At 70.7% G+C, this 24,579-nt stretch carries 19 protein-coding genes; 16 read left to right on the forward strand and 3 right to left on the reverse strand.

Annotated elements, in window-relative coordinates:
* Nucleotides 1-56: 56 nt before the first annotated feature.
* Complete coding sequence (locus ACIA6T_RS00480) at nt 57-1,748, forward strand: hypothetical protein (RefSeq protein WP_399444376.1); 1,692 nt, start codon at nt 57-59, stop codon at nt 1,746-1,748.
* Between the two features lie 279 nt (nt 1,749-2,027).
* Here the strand turns inward: ACIA6T_RS00480 and ACIA6T_RS00485 are convergent, their stop codons facing one another.
* Nucleotides 2,028-2,861: a C40 family peptidase gene (locus tag ACIA6T_RS00485; protein WP_399444377.1), complete on the reverse strand. Its 834-nt coding sequence runs from the start codon at nt 2,859-2,861 to the stop codon at nt 2,028-2,030.
* A 967-nt stretch (nt 2,862-3,828) separates the two neighbouring features.
* On the opposite strand from ACIA6T_RS00485, the gene ACIA6T_RS00490 reads away from it, so the two are divergent.
* The 15 genes from ACIA6T_RS00490 to recQ all read left to right on the forward strand — a co-directional run bounded on the left by ACIA6T_RS00490 (nt 3,829) and on the right by recQ (nt 22,035).
* Nucleotides 3,829-4,188: an NADH-quinone oxidoreductase subunit A gene (locus tag ACIA6T_RS00490; protein ID WP_003974383.1), complete on the forward strand. Its 360-nt coding sequence runs from the start codon at nt 3,829-3,831 to the stop codon at nt 4,186-4,188.
* A gap of 13 nt (nt 4,189-4,201) precedes the next feature.
* Nucleotides 4,202-4,756: an NADH-quinone oxidoreductase subunit B family protein gene (locus ACIA6T_RS00495; RefSeq protein WP_016640165.1), complete on the forward strand. Its 555-nt coding sequence runs from the start codon at nt 4,202-4,204 to the stop codon at nt 4,754-4,756.
* Nucleotides 4,753-5,505 (forward strand): NADH-quinone oxidoreductase subunit C, encoded by a 753-nt coding sequence (locus tag ACIA6T_RS00500; protein ID WP_399444378.1) that lies wholly within the window; start codon nt 4,753-4,755, stop codon nt 5,503-5,505. Before ACIA6T_RS00495 ends, ACIA6T_RS00500 begins: the two co-directional genes overlap by 4 nt.
* Nucleotides 5,502-6,824, forward strand: coding sequence for an NADH-quinone oxidoreductase subunit D (locus ACIA6T_RS00505; RefSeq protein ID WP_385045579.1), 1,323 nt, complete (start codon nt 5,502-5,504; stop codon nt 6,822-6,824). Before ACIA6T_RS00500 ends, ACIA6T_RS00505 begins: the two co-directional genes overlap by 4 nt.
* Entirely contained in the window at nt 6,821-7,690 is an 870-nt protein-coding gene (gene nuoE / locus ACIA6T_RS00510; protein ID WP_399444379.1) for an NADH-quinone oxidoreductase subunit NuoE, read from the forward strand. Before ACIA6T_RS00505 ends, nuoE begins: the two co-directional genes overlap by 4 nt.
* Nucleotides 7,690-9,039: an NADH-quinone oxidoreductase subunit NuoF gene (gene nuoF / locus ACIA6T_RS00515; RefSeq protein ID WP_399444380.1), complete on the forward strand. Its 1,350-nt coding sequence runs from the start codon at nt 7,690-7,692 to the stop codon at nt 9,037-9,039. Before nuoE ends, nuoF begins: the two co-directional genes overlap by 1 nt.
* Nucleotides 9,036-11,564, forward strand: coding sequence for an NADH-quinone oxidoreductase subunit G (locus tag ACIA6T_RS00520; RefSeq protein WP_399444381.1), 2,529 nt, complete (start codon nt 9,036-9,038; stop codon nt 11,562-11,564). The genes nuoF and ACIA6T_RS00520 overlap by 4 nt, the downstream gene beginning before the upstream one ends.
* The gene (gene nuoH / locus ACIA6T_RS00525) at nt 11,561-12,937 is read left to right on the forward strand and encodes an NADH-quinone oxidoreductase subunit NuoH (RefSeq protein WP_399444382.1); all 1,377 of its coding nucleotides are present in this window, start codon (nt 11,561-11,563) and stop codon (nt 12,935-12,937) included. Before ACIA6T_RS00520 ends, nuoH begins: the two co-directional genes overlap by 4 nt.
* Entirely contained in the window at nt 12,930-13,571 is a 642-nt protein-coding gene (nuoI, locus tag ACIA6T_RS00530; protein ID WP_399444383.1) for an NADH-quinone oxidoreductase subunit NuoI, read from the forward strand. The genes nuoH and nuoI overlap by 8 nt, the downstream gene beginning before the upstream one ends.
* Nucleotides 13,568-14,425 carry an NADH-quinone oxidoreductase subunit J gene (locus tag ACIA6T_RS00535; protein ID WP_399444384.1) on the forward strand — a complete coding sequence of 286 codons (858 nt, stop codon included), beginning with the start codon at nt 13,568-13,570 and terminating at the stop codon, nt 14,423-14,425. Before nuoI ends, ACIA6T_RS00535 begins: the two co-directional genes overlap by 4 nt.
* Complete coding sequence (gene nuoK, locus ACIA6T_RS00540) at nt 14,422-14,721, forward strand: NADH-quinone oxidoreductase subunit NuoK (protein ID WP_004927567.1); 300 nt, start codon at nt 14,422-14,424, stop codon at nt 14,719-14,721. The genes ACIA6T_RS00535 and nuoK overlap by 4 nt, the downstream gene beginning before the upstream one ends.
* 14 nt (nt 14,722-14,735) lie before the next feature.
* Nucleotides 14,736-16,700, forward strand: a complete 1,965-nt coding sequence (nuoL, locus tag ACIA6T_RS00545) for an NADH-quinone oxidoreductase subunit L (RefSeq protein WP_399444385.1) — start codon at nt 14,736-14,738, stop codon at nt 16,698-16,700.
* Between the two features lie 5 nt (nt 16,701-16,705).
* Nucleotides 16,706-18,277: an NADH-quinone oxidoreductase subunit M gene (locus ACIA6T_RS00550; protein ID WP_399444386.1), complete on the forward strand. Its 1,572-nt coding sequence runs from the start codon at nt 16,706-16,708 to the stop codon at nt 18,275-18,277.
* Entirely contained in the window at nt 18,274-19,923 is a 1,650-nt protein-coding gene (gene nuoN / locus ACIA6T_RS00555) for an NADH-quinone oxidoreductase subunit NuoN (protein WP_399444387.1), read from the forward strand. Before ACIA6T_RS00550 ends, nuoN begins: the two co-directional genes overlap by 4 nt.
* Before the next feature lie 174 nt (nt 19,924-20,097).
* Nucleotides 20,098-22,035: a DNA helicase RecQ gene (gene recQ / locus ACIA6T_RS00560; protein WP_399444388.1), complete on the forward strand. Its 1,938-nt coding sequence runs from the start codon at nt 20,098-20,100 to the stop codon at nt 22,033-22,035.
* A 179-nt stretch (nt 22,036-22,214) separates the two neighbouring features.
* Here the strand turns inward: recQ and ACIA6T_RS00565 are convergent, their stop codons facing one another.
* Together ACIA6T_RS00565 and fahA are read right to left on the reverse strand one after the other, a co-directional pair.
* Nucleotides 22,215-23,153 (reverse strand): M56 family metallopeptidase, encoded by a 939-nt coding sequence (locus tag ACIA6T_RS00565; protein ID WP_399444389.1) that lies wholly within the window; start codon nt 23,151-23,153, stop codon nt 22,215-22,217.
* A gap of 169 nt (nt 23,154-23,322) precedes the next feature.
* Nucleotides 23,323-24,537, reverse strand: a complete 1,215-nt coding sequence (fahA, locus tag ACIA6T_RS00570; RefSeq protein WP_399444390.1) for a fumarylacetoacetase — start codon at nt 24,535-24,537, stop codon at nt 23,323-23,325.
* Between the last annotated feature and the right edge of the window lie 42 nt (nt 24,538-24,579).

Here is a 24,579-nt window from a genome sequence, read left to right on the forward strand (position 1 = left end):
CGGGGTCGTACGGGACGTAACCACTCAGGCACGTCCCGTACGACGAAAGAGCTTCCATGACACAGCAGGCAAAACGGCGGCCCGGGCCGCTCAGAGCCCTGGGGCTGGTGGCCGCCGCGAGTCTGGTCGCGGCCGGCGCCGCGGGCACCGCCCGGGCGGCCGACGAACCCCTTCCCGTGACCATCACCGGCGAGGACCGGGTCGACCTGTCGCTGGGGTCCGGCGACGGCGACTCCACGGAACCGCAGATCGACCTGCGGCTGAACGTCCCGGGGGAGGAGTTCGAGGGCGACGGCGTCGTCCCGACCGTGTTCACCGGCGACTACACGATCCGCATCGACGCCACCGAGCTGGAGGGCGTCGCCTCGGTGGACCTCCCCTGTGACGTCGACGGTCTCGTCGCCACCTGCACGGGCTGGGAACTGTACGCCGGGCAGCAGTACAACCGCGTCGGCAAAATCCGGCTCGACCTCGACGACGACAGCGAGGCCGGGGACTTCGGCAGCATCAAGGTCACCGGCGAGGGCGAGGGGCTGGACTTCACACCGCTGGACATCGACGTGCTCGTCGGCGGCCCCGAGTTCCTGAACCACAAGCTGCCCCTGCCCGGTGATCTGAAGGCGGGTGATGTCTACAAGGCTCCCGTGGGTCTGCGCAACGTGGGCACCATGCCCGCCGAGGGCGCGGTGCTGCGGTTCCACGGCTCGCGCGGGGTGTCCTTCCCCGACTCGTTCGGCAACTGCGCCTACTCCGAGGTGACCACCGGCCCGCTGCTGCACCAGGGCACCGACGTCATCTGCACGTTCCCGGACACCATCGAAGCCGGTGCGGCGTACGCGCTCGCCGAGCCGCTGAAGGTGGGCACCGCGGACTTCGCGCTGCGCGACATCTTCACCTACTCCTTCACGGCCGTCCCCCCGGGCGAGGCGGCCGGACTGCGAGCGGCGAAGGACTACCGGCAGGGCAACGGAGCGGACCTCGAGCTGAAGCAGGTCGCCGACGCCGACCCCGCGGACTACACCCGGTACGCGGATCTGGACCTGCCCACGACGAACACCTACGACCTGGAGCTGACCGGCGCCTCGCTGGACGCCGAGGCCGGGGACACCGTCACGGCGGAGATCGGCTTCCGCAACCACGGGCCGGCCTGGATCAGCGCCCTGCGGTCCGGCGGCGAGTCCTTCTCCTTCACGGTGGAGGTTCCCGAAGGGGCGACCGTCACCAAGGCGCCGGAGAAGTGCCGGGAGACCACCCTCGCCGAGGACGAGAAGGGCTACCGCTGCTGGGTGAGCACCCCGCTGCTGGAGGACGCCGAGTTCACCTACCCGTTCGAGCTGCGGGTCGACCGGGTCGTCGAGAACGCCAAGGGCGAGGTGGCGCTTCCGGAGTCGGGCGACCCCGCCGAGCCGGAACTCGCGAACAATTCGGCCTGGATCGTCCTGAACGGCTCGGCTGAGCAGACGGACGGCGGAACGGGTCAGAACGGCGGCGGCGCCACGCCGTCCGCCTCGCCCTCGCCCTCGCCCTCGGCCTCCCCCTCGTCCGGTTCCGGGCAGGACGGCGGCTCCGGTTCCTCCGGTTCCGGCACGAACGGCACGTCCGGTGACGTCCAGGGCGGTCTGGCGTCCACCGGTGCCGGCGGGGTGGCGCTGACCGGCGGGGCGGCGCTGCTGGCGCTGGGCCTCGGCGCGGGCGTGACGGTGCTGCTGCGTCGCCGGGCACGGCAGACGGGCGGGGCCATCGCCTGAGAGGCGTGAGCGAGCGTCCGCGCGGCGCGAAGCCGTGAGCGGCGCTGTGGGCGGCCGGGGTCCGGAGGACGGGCTCCGGCCGTCGGCGTCCGTACCGGGGCGCCGTGAGGGGCCGTCACGGGACCGCACGGCGCCCGGTCGGTACGCACCGGCGCCGCCAACCCGCCCGAGCGGCAGGACGATTCGGGCAATCGGGCGATCTCGGCCCGGCGTGCGGGGACGCCGGAGGGCCGCTGCCCCCGAGCGGCAGCGGCCCTCCGGCCCATGACGGGGCGCGGCTCAGAGCACGCGCACGGCACCCGACGCGGGGTAGCCGGAAAGGTCCTGGATGACGACGCCCTTGGAGGGGTTGGCCGCGTCCAGGTACTGGCCGCCACCGATGTAGACACCCACGTGGTACGCGGAACCCTTGCCGCCCCAGTAGAGGATGTCGCCGACCTGGAGGTTGGACAGCGAGACATCGGTGCCGACCATCGACTGGTCCTGCGAGACGCGCGGCAGGTCGACGTTGACCTGCTTGAACGCGGCCTGGACCAGGCTGGAGCAGTCCCAGGCGTTGGGGCCCGAGGCGCCCATGACGTAGGCGTCGCCCACCTGTGCCTTGAGGAAGGCGATGACCGTCGCGACGCTGCCGCTGGCCGGCGCGGAGGCGGTCGTGGCGGTGGCGGTGGCGGTGAGGGTGGTGCGCTCGGCGCTGCGGGCGGCACGCTCGGCGGCGGCCTTGCGGGCCTCCTCGGCGGCCTTCTTCTTCGCCTCGGCCTTCTTCTTGGCCACGGCGAGGTCGGCCTTGGCCTCCTTGGCGGCCTGCTCCGCGGCCGCGTCACGCTCGGCCCGCAGCTGGTAGTTCGCGGCGGCCTGCTGGGTGGCGTCCGCGGACTGGGCGACCTGAGCGGCCAGGTCCGCCGTCAGGGTGGGCAGTTCGAGGGTCTGCGTCACCGGCTCGGCAGCGTTCGCCGAACCCGACGCCCCGGCCACTGCCAGGGTGCTGAGGACGCCACCGGCAACTCCGGCCCGCATCGCCATCGTGGACTGGGCGGTGCGGCGGGGCTTCCGGTGGCTGCGTATGTGAGCGGTGTGGGACATGGGAACAACCGGTACCAGGCGCTGCTTCATATCTTCAAGAAACGTGTGCTGCGCCACAGTTGTTCAATCGGGACTCCGAATCCCGGGCGTGTCGCTTTTTATTGACGCCCTAACGGACATTGCGGACGCCCGTGATCGGCCCGTGATCACGTACTTTCATCGTTACGTCCGAATTGCCCCGCGCCTACCACTGGTTGAACTGGTTGGCCAACCCCTCCTCTCATGCGCCTCTCATGAATGTGGCGGAGGTCACGGAACGATTGCCCGCGCCGCCGCGTCGGGGAGCGCCGGCCGCGCCTTGGCCGGCTGTCGGGATCGATGTGGGCGTCGATGCGGGGATCGCCGGCCGGGCCGGCGGTCGGGGTGGGGGTCGGACCGGCGGCCGGGACGGCGGTCGGGGTGGGGGTCGGACCGGCGGCCGGGACGGCGGTCGGGGTGGTGGCTGGACCGGCGGCCGGGCGGTGGACGGATCGACGGTCGTGGCGATGGTCGGGGCGATGGCCGGACCGCGTCGCCGGGACTTCGTGAACGCGTGCACACGTCCACATCCCGCCCCCGACCCCCTCTGATGTGTGAACGCTCCCCTATCAAGAGATCAGGTCCAGCACCAATTTGCATGCACGGGAAGCCTCTTGATATGGAGGCAGACCCTCTGAGCTGCACTGACCAGTCAAAATGTCACCTTTGGTGATCACGTGGATGCTTGGCGTGTGAAGATCACCGCTCATCCGACTTCATGATCGTTCGTCAGGTGGTGGAGATCACAAAGCTTGTGCAATACCCCGTGTCGCAGATCACAGACTCACGGGCATAGGATGCGGAGCGGTTGGGCTTGTGACCTGCTTCACATGTTCTCGATCTTCGCCGGGGCGGGCGTGGTTCGTGGGGCAGTTGAGGCGGCGAAGCCCGCTGCACAACCTCCCCCAGGGGCTCGGCTTCGCTCGCCCCCGGGGGGACCCCCATTGCAGTCAATGCCGACTGAGAGGAGCGAGGAGCGGTGAACGCGTATGCGCCCATCCTCGTACTGGGAGCCCTCGGGGCAGGCTTTGCGATCTTCTCCGTGGTCATGGCCACGCTGATCGGTCCGAAGCGGTACAACCGCGCCAAGCTCGAGGCCTACGAGTGCGGTATCGAACCGACCCCCACGCCGGCCGGCGGCGGGCGCTTCCCCATCAAGTACTACCTGACGGCGATGCTCTTCATCATTTTCGACATCGAGATCGTCTTCCTCTACCCCTGGGCCGTCACCTTCGACGCCCTGGGGATCTTCGGGCTCGTGGAGATGCTGCTCTTCGTGCTCACCGTCTTCGTCGCGTACGCGTACGTATGGCGGCGCGGCGGCCTGGAATGGGACTGAGGGGCCACTAGTCATGGGACTCGAAGAAAAGCTGCCGAGCGGATTCCTGCTGACCACCGTCGAGCAGGCCGCGGGCTGGGTGCGCAAGTCGTCCGTCTTCCCCGCCACGTTCGGCCTCGCCTGCTGTGCCATCGAGATGATGACCACCGGCGCCGGCCGCTACGACCTGGCGCGCTTCGGCATGGAGGTCTTCCGCGGCTCGCCGCGGCAGGCGGACCTCATGATCGTGGCCGGGCGGGTCAGCCAGAAGATGGCGCCGGTGCTGCGGCAGGTCTACGACCAGATGCCGAACCCCAAGTGGGTGATCTCCATGGGGGTCTGCGCCTCCTCGGGCGGCATGTTCAACAACTACGCGATCGTGCAGGGCGTCGACCACGTCGTCCCGGTCGACATCTATCTCCCCGGCTGCCCGCCCCGCCCCGAGATGCTGATGGACGCCATCCTCAAGCTCCACCAGAAGATCCAGACCTCCAAGCTCGGCGTGAACGCCGAGGAGGCCGCCCGCGAGGCGGAGGAGGCGGCGCTCAAGGCCCTGCCCACGATCGAGATGAAGGGGCTGCTGCGATGAGCGACGCGAACGGCGCGGGCGGGTCGAACGGGGTCAACCCCGAGAAGGACCTCTCCGCCGAGAACCTCCCCGGCCAGCGCGGACAGGGCGGCGAGGAGATCCGCGTCCAGCGCGGCATGTTCGGCGCCGACAACGGCGGCGACACCTCCGGCTACGGCGGACTGGTCCGCTCCGTCCGGCTCCCGGGACCGGCGTCCCGCCCCTACGGCGGCTGGTTCGACGAGGTCGCCGACGAGCTGGAGGGAGCCCTGGAGGAGCAGGGCCTGCTCCCGGAGAACGCCATCGGGAAGACGGTCGTCGACCGCGGCGAACTCACCTTCCACATCGAGCGCGAGCACCTGGTCCGGGTCGCGAGGACCCTGCGCGACGACCCCGCCCTGCGCTTCGAGCTGTGCACCGGCGTCAGCGGCGTGCACTACCCGAACGACAAGGGCCGCGAGCTGCACGCCGTCTACCACCTGCGCTCGATCACCCACAACCGGCTGATCCGCCTCGAAGTCAGCGCCCCCGACAGCGACCCGCACATCCCGTCGCTGTTCTCCGTCTATCCGACGAACGACTGGCACGAGCGCGAGACGTACGACTTCTACGGCATCGTCTTCGACGGTCACCCGGCCCTCACACGGATCATGATGCCGGACGACTGGCAGGGCCATCCGCAGCGCAAGGACTATCCCCTCGGCGGCATCCCCGTCGAGTACAAGGGCGCCCAGATCCCGGCTCCGGACCAGCGGAGGTCGTACTCATGAGCACTTCGCACGCCTCCCCTCGGGAGACCACCGAGGGCACCGTGTACACGGTCACCGGCGGAGACTGGGACGAGGTCGTCGAGACCGCGGCCCGCGCCGACGACGAGCGCATCGTCGTCAACATGGGCCCGCAGCACCCGTCCACCCACGGAGTGCTCCGCCTGATCCTGGAGATCGACGGCGAGACGGTCACCGAGGCCCGCTGCGGCATCGGCTACCTCCACACCGGCATCGAGAAGAACCTCGAGTACCGCACGTGGACCCAGGGCACCACGTTCGTGACGCGCATGGACTACCTGACGTCGTTCTTCAACGAGACGGCGTACTGCCTGGGCGTCGAGAAGCTCCTCGGCATCGAGGACCAGATCCCGGACCGGGCCACCGTCATCCGGGTGCTCCTGATGGAGCTGAACCGGCTCTCCTCCCACCTGGTGTGCATCGCCACCGGCGGCATGGAGCTCGGCGCCACCACGATCATGATCTACGGATTCCGCGATCGTGAACTGATTCTCGACCTCTACGAGCTGATCACCGGCCTGCGGATGAACCACGCGTACATCCGCCCCGGCGGACTCGCCCAGGACCTGCCGCCCGGCGCGGTGGACCGGATCCGCGAGTTCGTGAAGACGATGAGGAAGAACCTCCCGGAGTACGACAAGCTCGCCACCGGGAACCCCATCTTCAAGGCCCGCATGCAGGACGTCGGCTACCTCGACCTGGCCGGCTGCATGGCCCTCGGCGCCACCGGCCCGATCCTGCGCTCCACCGGCCTGCCGCACGACCTGCGCAAGGCACAGCCGTACTGCGGATACGAGACCTACGACTTCGAGATCCCGACCGCCGACACCTGTGACTCCTACGGCCGCTTCCTGATCCGGCTGGAGGAGATGCGCCAGTCGCTGCGCATCGTCGAGCAGTGCCTGGACCGGCTCCAGCCCGGACCGGTCATGGTCGCCGACAAGAAGATCGCCTGGCCCGCCCAGCTCGCCCTGGGACCGGACGGACTGGGCAACTCCCTCGACCACATCAAGAAGATCATGGGCACCTCCATGGAGGCCCTGATCCACCACTTCAAGCTGGTCACCGAGGGCTTCCGCGTCCCGCCGGGACAGGCGTACGCGGCGGTCGAGTCGCCCAAGGGCGAACTCGGGGCGCATGTCGTCTCCGACGGCGGCACCCGTCCCTACCGGGTCCACTTCCGCGACCCGTCCTTCACCAACCTGCAGGCCATGGCGGCGATGTGCGAGGGCGGCCAGGTCGCCGACGTCATCGTCGCCGTCGCGTCCATCGACCCCGTGATGGGAGGCGTCGACCGGTGACCACCTCTTCTTCGGAGCGGTCCGAGCGGGGCGTCAGCCTGGGCATGCCCGAACTGCCCGCACCCGCCTACCCGGACGACGTCCGGGCCCGGCTGGAGACCGACGCGCGCGAGGTCATCGCCCGCTACCCGGACTCCCGGTCCGCCCTCCTGCCGCTGCTGCACCTCGTGCAGTCCGAGGAGGGCCACGTCACGCGCACCGGGATGCGGTTCTGCGCGGAGATGCTGGACCTGACCACGGCCGAGGTGACCGCGGTCGCCACCTTCTACACCATGTACCGGCGCCGGCCGAGCGGTGACTACCAGGTCGGGGTGTGCACCAACACCCTGTGCGCCGTCATGGGCGGCGACGCGATCTTCGAGGAGCTCCAGGAGCACCTGGGCGTCGGCAACGGCGGGACCACCGACGACGGCAAGGTCACCCTGGAGCACATCGAGTGCAACGCGGCCTGCGACTTCGCGCCCGTGGTGATGGTGAACTGGGAGTTCTTCGACAACCAGACCCCCGAGAGCGCCAAGCGCATGGTCGACGACCTGCGCGCCGGCCGCCCGGTCGAGCCCACGCGCGGGGCGCCCCTGTGCACCTTCAAGGAGACCGCCCGCATCCTGGCCGGTTTCCCCGACACGCGCGAGGGAGCCGTCGAGGCCACCGGCAGCGCGGGACCCGCCTCCCTGATCGGCCTGAAGCTGGCCAAGGGGGAGGCCGCCCCCGCGCGCGTGGTGCACCCGCGCGGTGAGGCGCCCCGGGACACCCCGCCGCACGAGCCGTCACCGACGGAGCACCTCAGCTCGCACGACGCGCCGCAGGACACGTCGGCCTCCGACCCGGCCCACCCGTCGGGTCCCACCGCCGAGGAGGGGGAGTGATGACCTTGGCACCCGAACTCAAGGACATGAGCCCGGAGAAGCTGCTCGCACCCGTGCTGTCGGCCTTCTGGGACGAGGACGAGTCCTGGACGCTGGACGTCTACAAGAGGCACGAGGGGTACGAGGGGCTCCGCAAGGCGCTCGCCATGTCACCGGACGACGTCATCGCGTACGTCAAGGAGTCCGGTCTGCGCGGGCGCGGCGGCGCCGGCTTCCCGACGGGGATGAAATGGCAGTTCATCCCCCAGGGGGACGGAAAACCCCACTACCTGGTCGTCAACGCCGACGAGTCGGAGCCCGGAACGTGCAAGGACATTCCGCTCCTCTTCGCGAACCCGCACAGCCTCATCGAGGGCATCGTCATCGCCTGTTACGCCATCAGGTCGTCCCACGCCTTCATCTATCTGCGGGGTGAGGTCGTACCGGTGCTGCGGCGGTTGCACGAGGCCGTGCGCGAGGCCTACGCGGCCGGCCTCCTCGGCGAGAACATCCTGGGCAGCGGACTCGACCTCGAACTCACCGTGCACGCGGGCGCGGGCGCGTACATCTGCGGTGAGGAGACCGCGCTGCTCGACTCGCTCGAAGGCCGCCGGGGTCAACCGCGGCTCCGTCCCCCCTTCCCCGCCGTCGCGGGCCTCTACGCGTGCCCGACCGTGGTGAACAACGTCGAGTCGATCGCGTCGGTTCCCGCCATCATGAACCGGGGCAAGGAATGGTTCCGCTCGATGGGCAGCGAGAAGTCCCCCGGCTTCACGCTCTACTCCCTCAGCGGCCACGTCGCCAACCCCGGACAGTACGAGGCGCCCCTCGGCATCACGCTGCGCCAGCTGCTGGAGATGAGCGGCGGGATGCGCCCGGGCCACCGGCTGAAGTTCTGGACGCCGGGCGGCTCCTCGACGCCGATGTTCACCGACGAGCACCTCGACGTCCCCCTCGACTACGAAGGAGTGGGCGCCGCGGGTTCCATGCTCGGCACGAAGGCCCTGCAGTGCTTCGACGAGACGACCTGCGTCGTCCGCGCCGTCACCCGCTGGACCGAGTTCTACGCCCACGAGTCCTGCGGCAAGTGCACGCCCTGCCGCGAGGGCACGTACTGGCTGGTCCAGCTGATGCGGGACATCGAGGCCGGCAAGGGACGGATGGCCGACCTCGACAAGCTGAACGACATCGCCGACAACATCAACGGCAAGTCCTTCTGCGCCCTCGGCGACGGCGCCGCCTCACCGATCTTCTCCTCGCTCAAGTACTTCCGCGAGGAGTACGAGCAGCACATCACGGGCCGGGGCTGCCCCTTCGACCCGGCCAGGTCCACGGCCTGGGCCGACCACCGTACGGAGGTGAACGCATGACCGTTCAGCAGTCCACAAGCGGCTCCGCCGCGGGCGAGCGCGCCTCCGGAGGCGGAGAGGCGGCGGTCCCGCCCGAGGACCTCGTGACGCTGACCATCGACGGCGCCGAGACCAGCGTGCCCAAGGGCACCCTGGTCATCCGGGCCGCCGAGCAGCTCGGCATCGAGATCCCCCGGTTCTGCGACCACCCGCTCCTCGACCCGGCCGGCGCCTGCCGCCAGTGCATCGTCGAGGTCGAGGGCCAGCGCAAGCCCATGGCGTCCTGCACCATCACCTGCACCGACGGGATGGTGGTGAAGACCCAGCTCTCCTCGCCGGTCGCGGAGAAGGCCCAGAAGGGTGTGATGGAGCTGCTGCTCATCAACCACCCGCTGGACTGCCCGGTCTGCGACAAGGGCGGCGAGTGCCCGCTGCAGAACCAGGCGATGTCGCACGGCAACGCCGAGTCCCGCTTCGAGGGCAGGAAGCGCACCTACGAGAAGCCCGTCCCGATCTCCACGCAGGTGCTGCTCGACCGCGAGCGGTGCGTGCTGTGCGCCCGCTGCACCCGGTTCTCCCACCAGGTCGCCGGCGACCCGATGATCGAACTGATCGAGCGGGGCGCGCTCCAGCAGGTCGGCACCGGCGAGGGCGACCCCTTCGAGTCGTACTTCTCCGGCAACACCATCCAGATCTGCCCGGTCGGCGCGCTCACCTCGGCGGCGTACCGGTTCCGCTCCCGCCCCTTCGACCTGATCTCGTCGCCGTCGGTGTGCGAGCACTGCTCCGGCGGCTGCGCCACCCGCACCGACCACCGGCGCGGCAAGGTCATGCGGCGGCTCGCCGCGTACGACCCCGAGGTCAACGAGGAGTGGATGTGCGACAAGGGACGCTTCGCGTTCCGGTACGCGCAGCTGCGGGACCGTCTCGACACGCCGCTGGTCCGCAACCCGGAGGGTGAGCTGGAGCCGGCGTCCTGGCCGGACGCGCTGCGGATCGCGGCGCAGGGCCTGCTGGCCTCGCGCGGTCGCACCGGTGTCCTGACCGGCGGCCGGCTCACCGTCGAGGACGCCTACGCGTACAGCAAGTTCGCGCGGGTGGCGCTCGCCACCAACGACATCGACTTCCGCGCGCGCGTGCACAGCGCCGAGGAGGCCGACTTCCTCGCCGCGCGGGTGGCGGGCCGCGGCCGTGACCTCGACGGCACGGGCGTCACGTACACGCACCTGGAGAAGGCGCCCGCGGTCCTGCTGGTCGGGTTCGAGTCCGAGGAGGAGGCGCCCGGCGTCTTCCTGCGGCTGCGCAAGGCCTGGCGCAAGCACGGACAGAAGACGTTCGCCCTGGCCACGCACGCCACGCGCGGGCTGGAGAAGGCCGGCGGCACGCTGCTGCCGGCGGCTCCCGGCACCGAGACCGAGTGGCTGGACGCCCTGGCCGGCGGCGTCGGCCTGCAGGGCGACGGGGCCGGGGCCGCCGAGGCGCTGCGGGGCGAGGGCGCGGTCATCGTCGTCGGTGAGCGGCTGGCGGCCGTACGGGGCGGTCTGACCGCGGCCGTCCGGTTCGCCGCCGCCACCGGCGCCCGGCTGGTGTGGATCCCGCGCCGGGCCGGTGAGCGGGGCGCCGTGGAGGCGGGCGCGCTGCCGGCGCTGCTGCCCGGCGGCCGCCCGTCGACCGACCCGCGCGCGCGTACGGAGATCGCCGCCGCGTGGGGCGTCGCCGAACTGCCGCACCGCTACGGCCGCGACACCGGACAGATCGTCGAGGCGGCGGCACGCGGTGAGCTCCAGGCGCTGCTGGTCGCCGGCGTGGAGGTCGCCGACCTGCCCGACCCGGCACGTGCGCGTGCGGCGCTCGCCGAGGCCGGGTTCGTGGTGTCGCTGGAGCTGCGGCCCAGCGAGGTCACCGAACTCGCCGACGTCGTCCTGCCGGTCGCCGCGGTCGCGGAGAAGACCGGCACCTTCCTCAACTGGGAAGGCAGGGTCCGCATGTTCGAGGCGGCGCTCAAGCCCGACCAGATGACCCGGCGGCTCGCGCCCACCGACGCGCGCGTGCTGCAGATGCTGGCCGACGCCATGGACGTCCACCTGGGGCTGCCGGACCTGCGCACCATCCGCGCGGAGCTCGACCGGCTCGGTGCCTGGGACGGCCCCCGGGCCACCGACCCGCTGGAGACCGCGGGCGCGCTGCCCCGGCCGGCCGCCGGGGAGGCCGTGCTCGCCGGGCACCGGCTGCTGCTCGACCACGGCCTCCTGCAACTCGGCGACGAGGCGCTCGCCGGCACCCGGCACGCCGCCCACGCGCGCGTGTCGGCCGCCACGGCCGCCGAGGCCGGCGTCAGGGACGGCGACCTGCTCGCGGTGACCGGCACCGCCGGAACGGTCCGGCTGCCCCTGGCCGTCACCGAGATGCCCGACCGCGTGGTGTGGCTCCCGCTGAACTCCGTCGGCGGCGGCGTCGCCTCCGGCACCGGGGCACTGCCCGGCTCACTCGTCCGTATCGGCCCGGCGACGCCCGCCGACGAGGCCACCGAGGAGGTGGAGGCATGAGCCCGTACCTCGCCGCTGAAGACCTCTCGATGTTCGGCACCGACCCCTGGTGGCTGGTCGTCGTCAAGGCGGTGTTCTGCTTCGCCTTCCTGATGGTGACCGTGCTGATCTCCATCGTCATGGAGCGCAAGGTCGTCGCCTGGATGCAGCTGCGCATCGGCCCCAACCGGCACGGCCCCTGGGGCATGCTCCAGTCGCTCGCCGACGGCGTGAAGCTGATGCTCAAGGAAGACGTCGTCGTCAAACGCGCGGACAAGGCCGTCTACGTCCTCGCGCCGATCGTCGCGGCCATCCCGGCCTTCATGGCGTTCGCGGTGATCCCCTTCGGCCCGGCCGGCAACGAGGTCTCGATCTTCGGCCAGCGCACCGCCATGCAGCTCACCGACCTGCCGATCGCGATGCTGTACATCCTCGCGGTCGCCTCGGTCGGCATCTACGGCATCGTCCTGGCGGGCTGGAGCTCCGGCTCCACCTATCCGCTCCTCGGCGGCCTGCGCTCCTGCGCGCAGATGATCTCGTACGAGATCGCCATGGGCGCCGCGTTCGCCTCCGTGTTCCTCTACTCGGGGTCGATGTCGACGTCGACGATCGTCGAGACGCAGACCGACCGCTGGTACATCCTGCTGCTGCCGGTCTCCTTCCTCATCTACATCGTGACGATGGTCGGCGAGACCAACCGCGCCCCCTTCGACATGCCGGAGTCCGAGGGCGACCTGGTCGGCGGCTTCAACACCGAGTACTCGTCGATCAAGTTCGCGATGTTCATGCTCGCCGAGTACATCAACATGGTGACCGTCTCGGCCGTCGCCGTGACCCTCTTCCTGGGCGGCTGGCGGGCCCCGTGGCCGGTCAGCACGTTCTGGGAGGGCGCGAACCACGGCTGGTGGCCGATGCTCTGGTTCACCGGCAAGCTCCTCTCCCTGCTGTTCGGATTCGTGTGGCTGCGCGGCACGCTCCCGCGCGTGCGCTACGACCAGCTGATGAAGCTCGGCTGGAAGGTCCTCATCCCGGTCTCCCTGGTGTGGCTGATGCTCGTCGCCACCGTGCGGGCGCTGCGGAACGAGAACTACGACTTCGCCGACATCGCCCTCTACATCGGTGGTGCCGTCCTCGCCCTCCTGCTGCTGTCCTTCGTCGCCGACCTGTTCCGCGGCAAGGGGAAGGAGGCCGGACAGCCCGTCGGGGGCCCGCCCGCCTTCGACCCCATGGGCGGTGGATTCCCCGTACCGCCGCTGCCGGGACAGGAGTCGCCGCCGGTGCCGCGACGCCGCTCGCGCCGGGAGCGGGAGCTGATTGTCAGTGGTGCCCCCGATACTCAGAGTGACGGATCTCCGGTCGGATCCGCGGATGGAAAGGAGGCGTCCGATGGCTGAGGAGCCCAAGGAGACCGCACCCGGTTTCCTGAACCCCGTGGCCGGCTTCGGCGTGACCTTCAAGGCCATGTTCAAGAAGCGGCTGACCGAGCAGTACCCGGAGCAGCAGAAGACCACCGCTCCGCGTTTCCACGGACGGCACCAGCTCAACCGCCATCCGGACGGTCTGGAGAAGTGCGTCGGCTGCGAGCTGTGCGCCTGGGCCTGTCCCGCCGACGCGATCTACGTCGAGGGCGCGGACAACACCGACGAGGAGCGCTACTCGCCCGGCGAGCGGTACGGCCGCGTCTACCAGATCAACTACGCCCGCTGCATCCTGTGCGGGCTGTGCATCGAGGCGTGCCCCACGCGCGCGCTGACGATGACCAACGAGTTCGAGCTGGCGGACTCCAGCCGCGCCAACCTCATCTACACCAAGGAGCAGCTGCTCGCCGGTCTGGAGGAGGGCATGGTCGACTCCCCGCACGCCATGTACCCGGGCACCGACGAACAGGACTACTACCGGGGCCTGGTGACCGAGGCCGCGCCCGGCACGGAGCAGCAGGCCGCCCACTCCGAGGGCGAGGCCGTGCAGGAGGCCGACTCGACCTTCGGTCCGGAGGAACCGGCGTCGGAGAAGGTGATCGGGCGATGACCGGGCAGCTCGCCGCCGCGGCGACTCTCTCCGCCGGCACCTCCACCGGAGAGGCCTTCCAGTTCTGGGTCCTCGGCACGGTCGCCGTGATCGGCGCCCTGTGCACCGTCTTCATGAGGCGGGCCGTGCACAGCGCGCTCTGCCTCGCCGGCACCATGATCATCCTGGCGGTGTTCTACCTGGCCAACGGCGCCTACTTCCTGGGCGTCGTCCAGATCGTCGTCTACACCGGCGCGATCATGATGCTGTTCCTGTTCGTGGTGATGCTGGTCGGCGTCACCGCGGCGGACTCCCTGAAGGAGACCATCAAGGGCCAGCGCTGGCTGGCCCTGCTGTGCGGGCTCGGCTTCGGCGTCCTGCTGATCGGCGGGATCGGGAACGCCTCGCTCAGCGAGTTCAACGGCATCGGCGAGGCGAACGCGGGCGGCAACGTGGAGGGCCTGGCGGCCCTCCTCTTCACCAAGTACGTCTTCGCCTTCGAGATCACCGGCGCCCTGCTCATCACGGCCGCCGTCGGTGCCATGGTGCTCACCCACCGGGAGCGCACCGAGCGCGCCAGGACGCAGCGGGAGCTGGCCGAGCAGCGCGTGCGCGACGGCAAGTACCTGCCGCCGCTGCCGGCGCCCGGCGTGTACGCCCGGCACAACGCCGTGGACATCGCTGGCCTGCTGCCCGACGGCACCCCGTCGGAGCTCACCGTCAGCAAGACGCTGCGGGAGCGCGGCCAGATCCGTGACGTGTCGCAGGAGGCGATCAACGACCTGCGGGCGATGGAGCAGCGCGCGGAAGAGCGCCTGGGGCGCACCGCGATCGACGCGCCGACCTTCAAGCGGACCGAGGAGGCGTCGAAGTGAACCCCGTGAACTACCTGTACCTGGCCGCGCTGCTGTTCACGATCGGCGCCACCGGCGTACTGATCAGGCGCAACGCGATCGTCGTCTTCATGTGCGTCGAGCTCATGCTCAACGCCTGCAACCTCGCGTTCGTCGCCTTCTCCCGGATGCACGGCAACCTCGACGGCCAGATCATCGCGTTCTTCACGATGGTCGTCGCCGCCGCGGAGGTCGTGGTCGGGCTGGCGATCATCGTGTCCCTGTTCCGTTCCCGCCACTCGGCCTCGGTCGACGACGCCAGCCTGATGAAGCTGTGAGGGGCTGCTGAATCGTGGAGAACCTGATTGCGCTGCTGGTGGCGGCGCCCCTGCTCGGAGCGGTGGTCCTGCTGTGCGGCGGACGCCGGCTGGACGCCGTCGGCCACTGGATCGGCACGCTGCTCGCGGCCGTCTCCTTCGTGCTCGGCCTGGTGCTGTTCACCGACCTGCTGGGCAAGGGCGCCGAGGAGCGCACCGTCACGCAGCACCTGTTCAGCTGGATCCCGGTGGAGGGCTTCCAGGCCGACGTCGCCTTCCGGCTCGACCAGCTGTCGATGACGTTCGTCCTGCTGATCACCGGCGTCGGCTCGCTGATCCACCTGTACTCCGTCGGGTACATGGAGCACGACGAGCGGCGCCGCCGCTTCTTCGGCTACCTGAACCTGTTCCTCGCGGCGATGCTGATCCTCGTCCTCGCCGACAACTACCTGCTGCTGTACGTCGGCTGGGAGGGCGTCGGTCTCGCCTCCTACCTGCTGATCGGCTTCTGGCAGCACAAGCCCAGCGCGGCGACGGCGGCGAAGAAGGCCTTCCTGGTCAACCGCGTCGGCGACATGGGCCTGTCCATCGCGATCATGCTGATGTTCCTGTGGTTCGGCACCTTCGCCTTCGGGCCGGTGCTCGGCACCCTGGAGGAGCCCGGCCTCGCGGGGCAGGCCGGTGAGGGCAAGCTCACCGCGATCGCGCTGATGCTGCTGCTCGCCGCCTGCGGCAAGTCCGCCCAGGTGCCGCTGCAGTCCTGGCTCGGGGACGCGATGGAGGGCCCGACCCCCGTCTCGGCCCTGATCCACGCCGCGACCATGGTGACGGCGGGCGTGTACCTGATCGTCCGCTCCGCGGCCGTCTTCAACGGCGCCCCGGACGCCCAGCTGGTCGTCACCGTCGTCGGCGCGGTCACGCTGCTGTTCGGTGCGATCGTCGGTTGCGCGAAGGACGACATCAAGAAGGCGCTGGCCGGCTCGACCATGTCGCAGATCGGCTACATGGTGCTCGCCGCCGGCCTCGGCCCCATCGGTTACGTCTTCGCGATCATGCACCTGGTGACGCACGGCTTCTTCAAGGCCGGGCTGTTCCTCGGCGCCGGCTCCGTGATGCACGGCATGAACGACGAGGTCGACATGCGGCGCTACGGCGGCCTCCGTAAGTACATGCCGGTCACGTTCGTCACCTTCGGCCTCGGCTACCTCGCCATCATCGGCTTCCCGGGCCTGTCCGGCTTCTTCTCCAAGGACAAGATCATCGAGTCCGCGTTCGCCAAGGGCGGCACCGAGGGCTGGATCCTCGGCGCCTGCGCCCTGCTGGGCGCGGCCATCACCGCGTACTACATGACGCGCGTGATGCTGATGACGTTCTTCGGCGAGGAGCGCTGGCGCAACGCGCCGACGCCGTCCCCGGCGGAGCCGGACGTGGAGCCCGCCGCCAAGACCGGTGGCGAGTACGAGCCGCCCCATCCGCACGAGTCCCCGAAGGTCATGACGGTCCCGATGATCGTGCTGGCCGTCGGGTCGGTCGCGGGCGGTGCCTTCTTCAGCATCGGCGACCGCTTCATGCACTGGCTGGAGCCCATCACCGGCCACGACCACGGTCACGCGCCGATCAGCGCCATGACGGTGACCGCCTCCACGGTCGCCGTGATGGTCATCGGTGTGGCGGTCGCCTGGGCCCAGTACGGGCGCCGTCCGGTGCCGGCCGTCGCCCCGCGCGGGTCGCTGCTCACCCGGGCCGCCCGGCGCGACCTGCTCCAGGACGACTTCAACCACGTGGTCCTGGTCCGCGGCGGTGAGCACCTCACCCGCTCGCTGGTGTACGTCGACCACACCCTGGTCGACGGGGTCGTCAACGGCACGGCGGCCTCCATGGGCGGCCTGTCCGGGCGGATGCGCAGGCTGCAGAACGGCTTCGCGCGGTCCTACGCGGTCTCGATGTTCGGCGGCGCGGCGGTCCTCGTCGCCGCGACCCTGCTGATGAGGGCGGTCTGATACCGATGTCCTTTCCTCTGCTGACGGCGACGGCGGCGCTCCCGGCCATCGGGGCGATCGCCACGGCCGCCGTACCGGCCGCGAAGCGCACGGCCGCCAAGTGGCTGGCCCTGCTGTTCTCGCTCGCCACGCTCGTCCTGGCGATCGTCGTCCTGGTGCGGTTCGACCCGGACGGCGACCGCTACCAGCTCACCGAGTCCCACGCCTGGATCGCGGACTTCGGCGTGCGGTACGAGCTGGGCGTGGACGGCATCGCGGTGGCGCTGATCGCGCTGACCGCCCTGCTGATCCCGTTCATCGTCCTCGCGGGCTGGCACGACGCCGACCCGCTGGAGACGGGAAGCAAGAGGTGGCGGCCGACGCAGGGCTTCTTCGCCCTGATCCTGGCCGTCGAGGCGATGGTGATCCTCTCCTTCGAGGCCACCGACGTCTTCCTCTTCTACATCTTCTTCGAAGCCATGCTCATCCCGCTGTACTTCCTCATCGGCGGCTTCGGGGACCGTGCCCACGAGCACGGCGAGGAGACGGCGGCGACGCAACGGTCGTACGCGGCGGTGAAGTTCCTGCTCTACAACCTGGCCGGCGGTCTGATCATGCTGGCCGCGGTGATCGGGCTGTACGTGGTCGCCGGGAACTTCTCGCTCACCGAGATCGCCGAGGCGCGGGCCAACGGCTCGCTGGACATGGCGACGAACACCGAGCGCTGGCTGTTCCTCGGCTTCTTCTTCGCCTTCGCGGTGAAGGCGCCGCTGTGGCCGCTGCACACCTGGCTGCCCAACGCCATGCAGGAGTCCACCGCCCCGGTGGCCGTGCTGATCACGGCGGTCGTCGACAAGGTGGGCACCTTCGCGATGCTCCGCTTCTGCCTCGGGCTGTTCCCGGAGGCCAGCAAGTGGGCGACGCCCGTCATCCTCGTACTGGCGGTCGTCAGCATCATCTACGGCGCGCTGCTCGCGGTCGGCCAGCGCGACATCAAGCGGCTGATCGCGTACGCGTCGATCTCGCACTTCGGCTTCATCATCATGGGCATCTTCGCGATGACCAGCCAGGGCCAGTCCGGGGCGACGCTCTACATGGTCAACCACGGCATCTCGACCGCCGTGCTGATGCTGATCGCCGGATTCCTGATCTCGCGGCGCGGCTCCCGGCTCATCGCCGACTTCGGCGGTGTGCAGAAGGTCGCCCCGGTGCTCGCCGGCACCTTCCTGATCGGCGGGCTCGCGACCCTCTCGCTGCCGGGGCTCGCGCCCTTCGTCAGTGAGTTCCTGGTCCTGGTCGGCACGTTCACGCGCTATCCGGTGATCGGCATCATCGCCACCTTCGGCATCGTCCTCGCCGCGCTCTACACCCTCGTCCTGTACCAGCGGACGATGACCGGCCCGGTGAAACCCGAGGTCTCCGCGATGCCCGACCTGCGGGTGCGGGAGATCGCGGTGGTGGCGCCGCTGGTCGTGCTGCTGGTCTTCCTGGGCGTCTACCCGAAGCCCGTCACGGACGTCGTGAACCCGGCGGTGAAGCACACCATGTCCGATGTTGAGAAGAAGGACCCCCGGCCCGAGGTGGAGGCGGCCAAGTGAGCGCAACAGCCGTCCACAGCCTGTGGACAACGGCGGCCGATCCGATCTCGAAGATCGACGCGCCGAAGATCGAATACGGGCAGCTCGCGCCCACCCTGATCATCGTCGGCGCGGCGGTCGTCGGGGTGCTGGTCGAGGCGTTCGTACCGCGCAGGACCCGCTACTACGCACAGATGTTCCTCTCCGTGGTCGCGCTCGTCGCCGCCTTCGCCGCGGTCGTGGCGCTCGCCGCGGACGGCTACGGCACGACCAAGGCGGGCATCGCGGCGATGGGCGCCATCGCCGTCGACGGGCCGGCCCTGTTCCTGCAGGGCACGATCCTGCTGACGGCCCTGGTCGCCCTGTTCACCTTCGCCGAGCGCAGGCTCGACCCGGAGGCGCACGGCAACCGGGTGGACTCCTTCGCCGCGCAGGCCGCGTCCGTACCGGGCAGTGACAGCGAGAAGAAGGCGGTCAAGGCCGGGTTCACCACCACCGAGGTGTTCCCGCTGCTGCTCTTCGCGGTCGCCGGCATGCTGGTCTTCCCGGCGGCCAACGACCTGCTGACGCTGTTCGTGGCGCTGGAGGTCCTCTCGCTCCCGCTGTACCTGATGTGCGCGCTGGCCCGCCGCAAGCGGCTGATGTCGCAGGAGGCGGCGGTCAAGTACTTCCTGCTCGGCGCGTTCGCCTCCGCGTTCACGCTGTTCGGCATCGCCCTGCTGTACGGCTACTCGGGCTCGATGTCGTACGCCACGATCGCCCAGGTCGTCGACGGCACCGTCCCGGAGGTCACCCCGGCGCTCGCCGACACCATGGGCAACGACGCGCTGCTGCTGGTCGGCGCCGCGCTGCTGGTCATGGGCCTGCTGTTCAAGGTCGGCGCCGTCCCCTTCCACATGTGGACGCCCGACGTGTACCAGGGCGCCCCGACGCCGGTGACCGGTTTCATGGCGGCGGCGACCAAGGTGGCCGCATTCGGCGCGCTGCTGCGGATCCTGTACGTCGTGCTGCCGGGGCTGCGCTGGGACTGGCGGCCGGTCATGTGGGCCGTCGCCATCGTCACCATGCTGGCCGGTGCGATCGTGGCGATCACGCAGACCGACATCAAGCGGCTGCTGGCGTACTCGTCGATCGCGCACGCGGGCTTCATCCTCGCGGGTGTCATCGCGACCACGCCGTCCGGCATCTCGTCCGTCCTCTTCTACCTGGCGGCGTACTCGTTCGTGACGATCGGCGCGTTCGCGGTGGTCACGCTGGTCCGGGACGCCGGCGGCGAGGCGACGCACCTGTCGAAGTGGGCGGGCCTCGGCCGGCGCTCCCCGCTGGTGGCGGCGGTGTTCGCGGTGTTCCTGCTGGCCTTCGCGGGCATCCCGCTGACCTCCGGTTTCGCCGGGAAGTTCGCCGTGTTCAAGGCGGCGGCGGAGGGCGGAGCGGCCCCGCTGGTCGTGGTCGGTGTGATCTCGTCGGCCATCGCGGCGTTCTTCTACATCCGCGTGATCGTCCTGATGTTCTTCAGCGAGCCGCGCCCCGAGGGCCCGACCGTCGCGGTGCCGTCACCGCTGACGATGACGGCGATCGGGGCCGGCGTGGCCGTCACGGTGGTGCTGGGCGTCGCACCCCAGTACTTCCTGGAGCTGGCGGGGGACGCGGGGGTGTTCGTGCGCTGACCCGGCCCTCACCGGCACGTCGGCGACGGCCCGGCACCCTTCGGGGGTGCCGGGCCGAAGTCGTCGGGTGAGCGGCCTGTGGATAACTCCGGGGCTGTCGGTGTGGACCCCTATCGTGGAGGCAGTGGTCGAGGGACGGCTCACGGGGGCACGGTGATGGGCGGTAATGGCGGGATGACAGTGACGGAGAGCGAGGCGCTGGCCACGCTGCACCGGGTGTTCGGGTACGACGCCTTCCGCGGTGAGCAGGAAGCGGTCATCGAGCACGTGGTCACGGGCGGCGACGCCGTCGTGCTCATGCCGACCGGTGGCGGAAAGTCGCTCTGCTACCAGATTCCGGCCCTGGTCAGACCGGGTACGGGCGTCGTCGTCTCCCCGCTCATCGCGCTGATGCAGGACCAGGTGGACGCGTTGCGGGCGCTGGGCGTGCGGGCCGGGTTCATGAACTCCACGCAGGACTTCGACGAGCGGCGCGTCGTCGAGGCGGAGTTCCTCGCCGGCGAGCTGGACCTGCTGTACCTCGCACCGGAGCGGCTGCGGCTGGACAGCACCCAGGACCTGCTGTCACGCGGCAAGATCTCCGTCTTCGCGATCGACGAGGCGCACTGCGTGTCCCAGTGGGGGCACGACTTCCGGCCGGACTACCTCATGCTGTCGCTGCTCGGCGAGCGGTGGCCGGACGTGCCCCGCATCGCGCTCACGGCGACGGCCACGCACGCCACGCACCGGGAGATCACCGAGCGGCTGGGCATGCCGGACGCCCGGCACTTCGTGGCGAGCTTCGACCGGCCCAACATCCAGTACCGGATCGTGCCCAAGGCGGACCCCAAGAAGCAGTTGCTGAGCTTCCTGCGCGGGGAGCACGCCGGGGACGCGGGCATCGTCTACTGCCTGTCGCGCAACTCGGTGGAGAAGACCGCCGAGTTCCTCTCCCGCAACGGCGTCGAGGCGGTGCCGTACCACGCGGGCCTCGACGCGGGGACGCGCGCCGCGCACCAGGCGCGGTTCCTGCGGGAGGAGGGCCTGGTCGTGGTGGCGACCATCGCGTTCGGCATGGGCATCGACAAGCCGGACGTCCGCTTCGTCGCCCACCTCGACCTGCCCAAGTCCGTCGAGGGCTACTACCAGGAGACGGGCCGCGCGGGACGCGACGGGCTGCCGTCCACGGCGTGGATGGCGTACGGACTCAACGACGTCATACAGCAGCGCAAGCTGATCCAGTCCGGTGAGGGCGACGAGGCGTTCCGGCGGCGGGCGGGCCAGCACCTGGACGCGATGCTCGGCCTGTGCGAGACCGTCCGGTGCCGGCGCGGTCAGCTCCTCGCCTACTTCGGCCAGGACCCCGACCCGGCGGGCTGCGGCAACTGCGACACCTGCCTCACCCCGCCGGAGACCTGGGACGGGACCGTCGCGGCGCAGAAGGTGCTGTCCACGGTGGTGCGGCTGCAGCGGGAGCGCGGGCAGAAGTTCGGCGCGGTGCAGATCGTCGACATCCTGCTGGGGCGGCGCACGGCCAAGGTCATCCAGTTCGACCACGACCAGCTCTCCGTGTTCGGCATCGGCGAGGAGCTGACCGAGGCGGAATGGCGGGGCGTGGTGCGCCAGTTGCTCGCCCAGGGGCTGCTCGCCGTCGAGGGGGAGTACGGCACGCTGGTGCTGACCGAGGCGAGCGGGACGGTGCTGCGGCGGGAGCGGGAGGTGCCGCTGCGCAAGGAGCCGAAGAAGCCGGTGACCTCCCGGTCGGGCGGGACGGGTTCGGGGCGGGGGGAGCGCAAGGCCAAGGCCGCCGCTGCCGAGCTGCCCGAGGAGCTGCAGCCCGCGTTCGAGGCGCTGCGCGCCTGGCGTGCCGAGCAGGCGCGGGAGCAGGGGGTTCCGGCGTACGTCATCTTCCACGACGCCACGCTGCGGGAGATCGCCACGGTGTGGCCCACGTCGGTGGGCGAACTCGGTGGGATCAGCGGGGTGGGGGAGAAGAAGCTGGCGACGTACGGGGAAGGGGTGGTGGCGGTGTTGGCCGGGTTGACGGCGCCGGGGGACGCCGGTGCCGGGTCCGGCCGTCCTGACGGCCCGGACGACTGGCCCGAGGAGGAGCCGGAGCCCGACTGGACATAGGTGGCCGCGTGGTCGGGCTGGGCGGGGGTGTTGCGCGGCCCGGCGTCTGCGGGGTGCCTCCCCCACTCCCGGCTCCGCTCGAGCGGGAGGGGCCCACCACCCAACCGTGCCGCCCCGGGGTACCTCCCAGGCCGTTCAGGCACTGGGGGAGGCACGACTGCCCGCAGCGGGCGTCCGGGTCACGGCAGTGCCGTCAGGCCCGGGGCGAAGGTGATGAGCAGCGGGACGAGGGGGACCAGGGCCGCTGCGGCCGTGGTCAGGGCGCGGTGGTGGCGGTCGAGGCGGGGCGGGGGCTCCAGGAGGCGGTCGACGCGTTCGCCGAGGAGGCGGTGGCTGGAGGCGCAGGACAGGACGCCCCGGTGCTGGTTGAGCTCGATCAGCGCCAGCGCCGTGGTCAGGTGGCCGCAGCGGCGGGAGGCCGTGTCGTCGGCGGACAGTTCGACCAGGCGGTGGGTCTGGTCGCAGAAGTGCGCGAACAGCGGGACGCGGGGGAAGCCGGTGGCCAGCGCGGTGGAGAGGTGCAGCAGCCAGTCGTGGCGGGCGCGGGCGTGGCCCCGCTCGTGGGTGAGGACGGCGTCGAGCTGGTGGTCGGTGAGGCGCTGCAGGGCGCCGGTGGTGACGATCAGCTGGGGCGGGCTGCCCGGCATCCACCAGGCGTCGGGGTACTCGTCCTCCAGCACCAGCAGGGGGCCACGGGCCGCGGGGAGTCCGGCGGGCAGGTCGGGGGCGCGTTCCCGCAGATGCTCCCGGGACCGGGCGCGCCGGCGGCGGGCCTCGACCAGTTCACGCACGAGCATGGCCGTCGTCCAGGCCGCCCCGGACGCCAGCAGCGCGGTGAGGGCGATGGTCCAGGACGAGGCGGCGGACAGGTCGTACGCCGCGGTGACCGCGGGCGGGGCCGGAGCGAAGAGCTGGGCGCGGACGGTGCCGAAGACGGCGGCGGCACCCAGGGCGAGCGCCGTGACGCAGCACAGCAGGACGGTGGCGACCAGGCACTGCCACACCCACAGGGCGACCACAGGTTCCCGTTCCGGCCACTTCGCCCGGGTCAGCGCCCGGGGGACGGGCACGGCGGCCGTCACGGCGACAACGCTCAGCAGGAGCAGGCAGACGGTCATGCCACGGGCTCCGGATCCTGTCGGAAGAGGGCGGCTTCGGGTCGTGCTGGGGGCGTGCGGGAAGTGCGAGGGGAGCGCGGCGCGAACGCACACACCGCCCGACGCCAAGTATGACGGCGAAGGGCGGTGTGAGTCAGGGGTCGTCGGAGATCGGTGAGGGCCGGGCGGGTCAGCCCGTGGAGACCACCCGTCCCGTGACCTCGCCGAGGCCCACCCGGACGCCGTCCGGGCCCGGCGCCCAGGCCGACAGCGTCACCACGTCACCGTCCTCCAGGAACGTCCGCTTGCCGTCGGGGAGTTCGAGGGGATCGCGGCCGTTCCAGGTCAGTTCCAGCAGCGAGCCGCGTTCCCGCCCGGTGGGACCGCTCACCGTGCCGGAGCCGTACAGGTCGCCGGTGCGCAGACAGGCGCCGTTGACGGTCATGTGGGCGAGCTGCTGGGCGGCCGTCCAGTACATGGTGGAGAAGGGGGGCTCGGAGACGACATGACCGTTGACGGTGACGGTGATCCGCAGGTCGTAGCCGCCGGGTTCCTCGGCCGCGTCGTCCAGGTAGGGCAGCAGCTCGTGCGTGCGCTCCGGCGGTGCGACGCGGGCCTCGTCCAGGGCGTCCAGCGGGGTGATCCAGGCCGACACCGAGGTGGTGAAGGACTTGCCGAGGAACGGGCCGAGGGGGACGTACTCCCAGGCCTGGACGTCGCGGGCGGACCAGTCGTTGAGGAGGCAGAGCCCGAAGACGTGGTCCCGGAAGTCGCCGAGCGGCACCGGCCGGCCCAGCTCGGACGGTACGCCGACCACGAAGCCGACCTCGGCCTCGATGTCCAGCCGGACGGACGGCCCGAAGACCGGGGCGGCGTCCGTGGGCGCCTTGCGCTGACCCGAGGGGCGTACGACGTCGGTGCCGGACACCACGACCGTGCCCGCGCGGCCGTGGTAGCCGATCGGCAGATGCTTCCAGTTGGGGGTCAGGGAGTCGGCGGCGTCGGGGCGGAAGATCCGGCCGACGTTCCGGGCGTGGTTCTCGGAGGCGTAGAAGTCGACGTAGTCCGCGACCTCGAAGGGGAGGTGCAGGGTCACCTCGGACAGCGGGTGGAACAGCGGCTCGACGGTCTCCCGGTGCGCCGGGACGGTCACCCACGCCGTGAGCGCCCGCCGCACGTCCGACCAGGCCGTGCGGCCCGCCGCCAGCAGCGGGTTGAGGGTCGGACGGGCGAGCAGGGAGGCGTACGGCGAGCCCAGGGCGTGTGCCGCCGCGCCGGCGTCGAGGACGTGGTCGCCGAGCCGGACGCCCACGGTCCGCTCCGACGAACCGGGGGGCGAGAAGACGCCGTACGGCAGGTTGTGCGGGCCGAAGGGATCGCCCTCGGGGACATCGAAGGGGGGCATCGGGTGCTGCCTCGCTTTCGTGTGCGCAGGTGCTCCACGTGT

This window comes from Streptomyces sp. NPDC051740 (assembly GCF_044453165.1).
Lineage (GTDB): Bacteria > Actinomycetota > Actinomycetes > Streptomycetales > Streptomycetaceae > Streptomyces > Streptomyces atrovirens.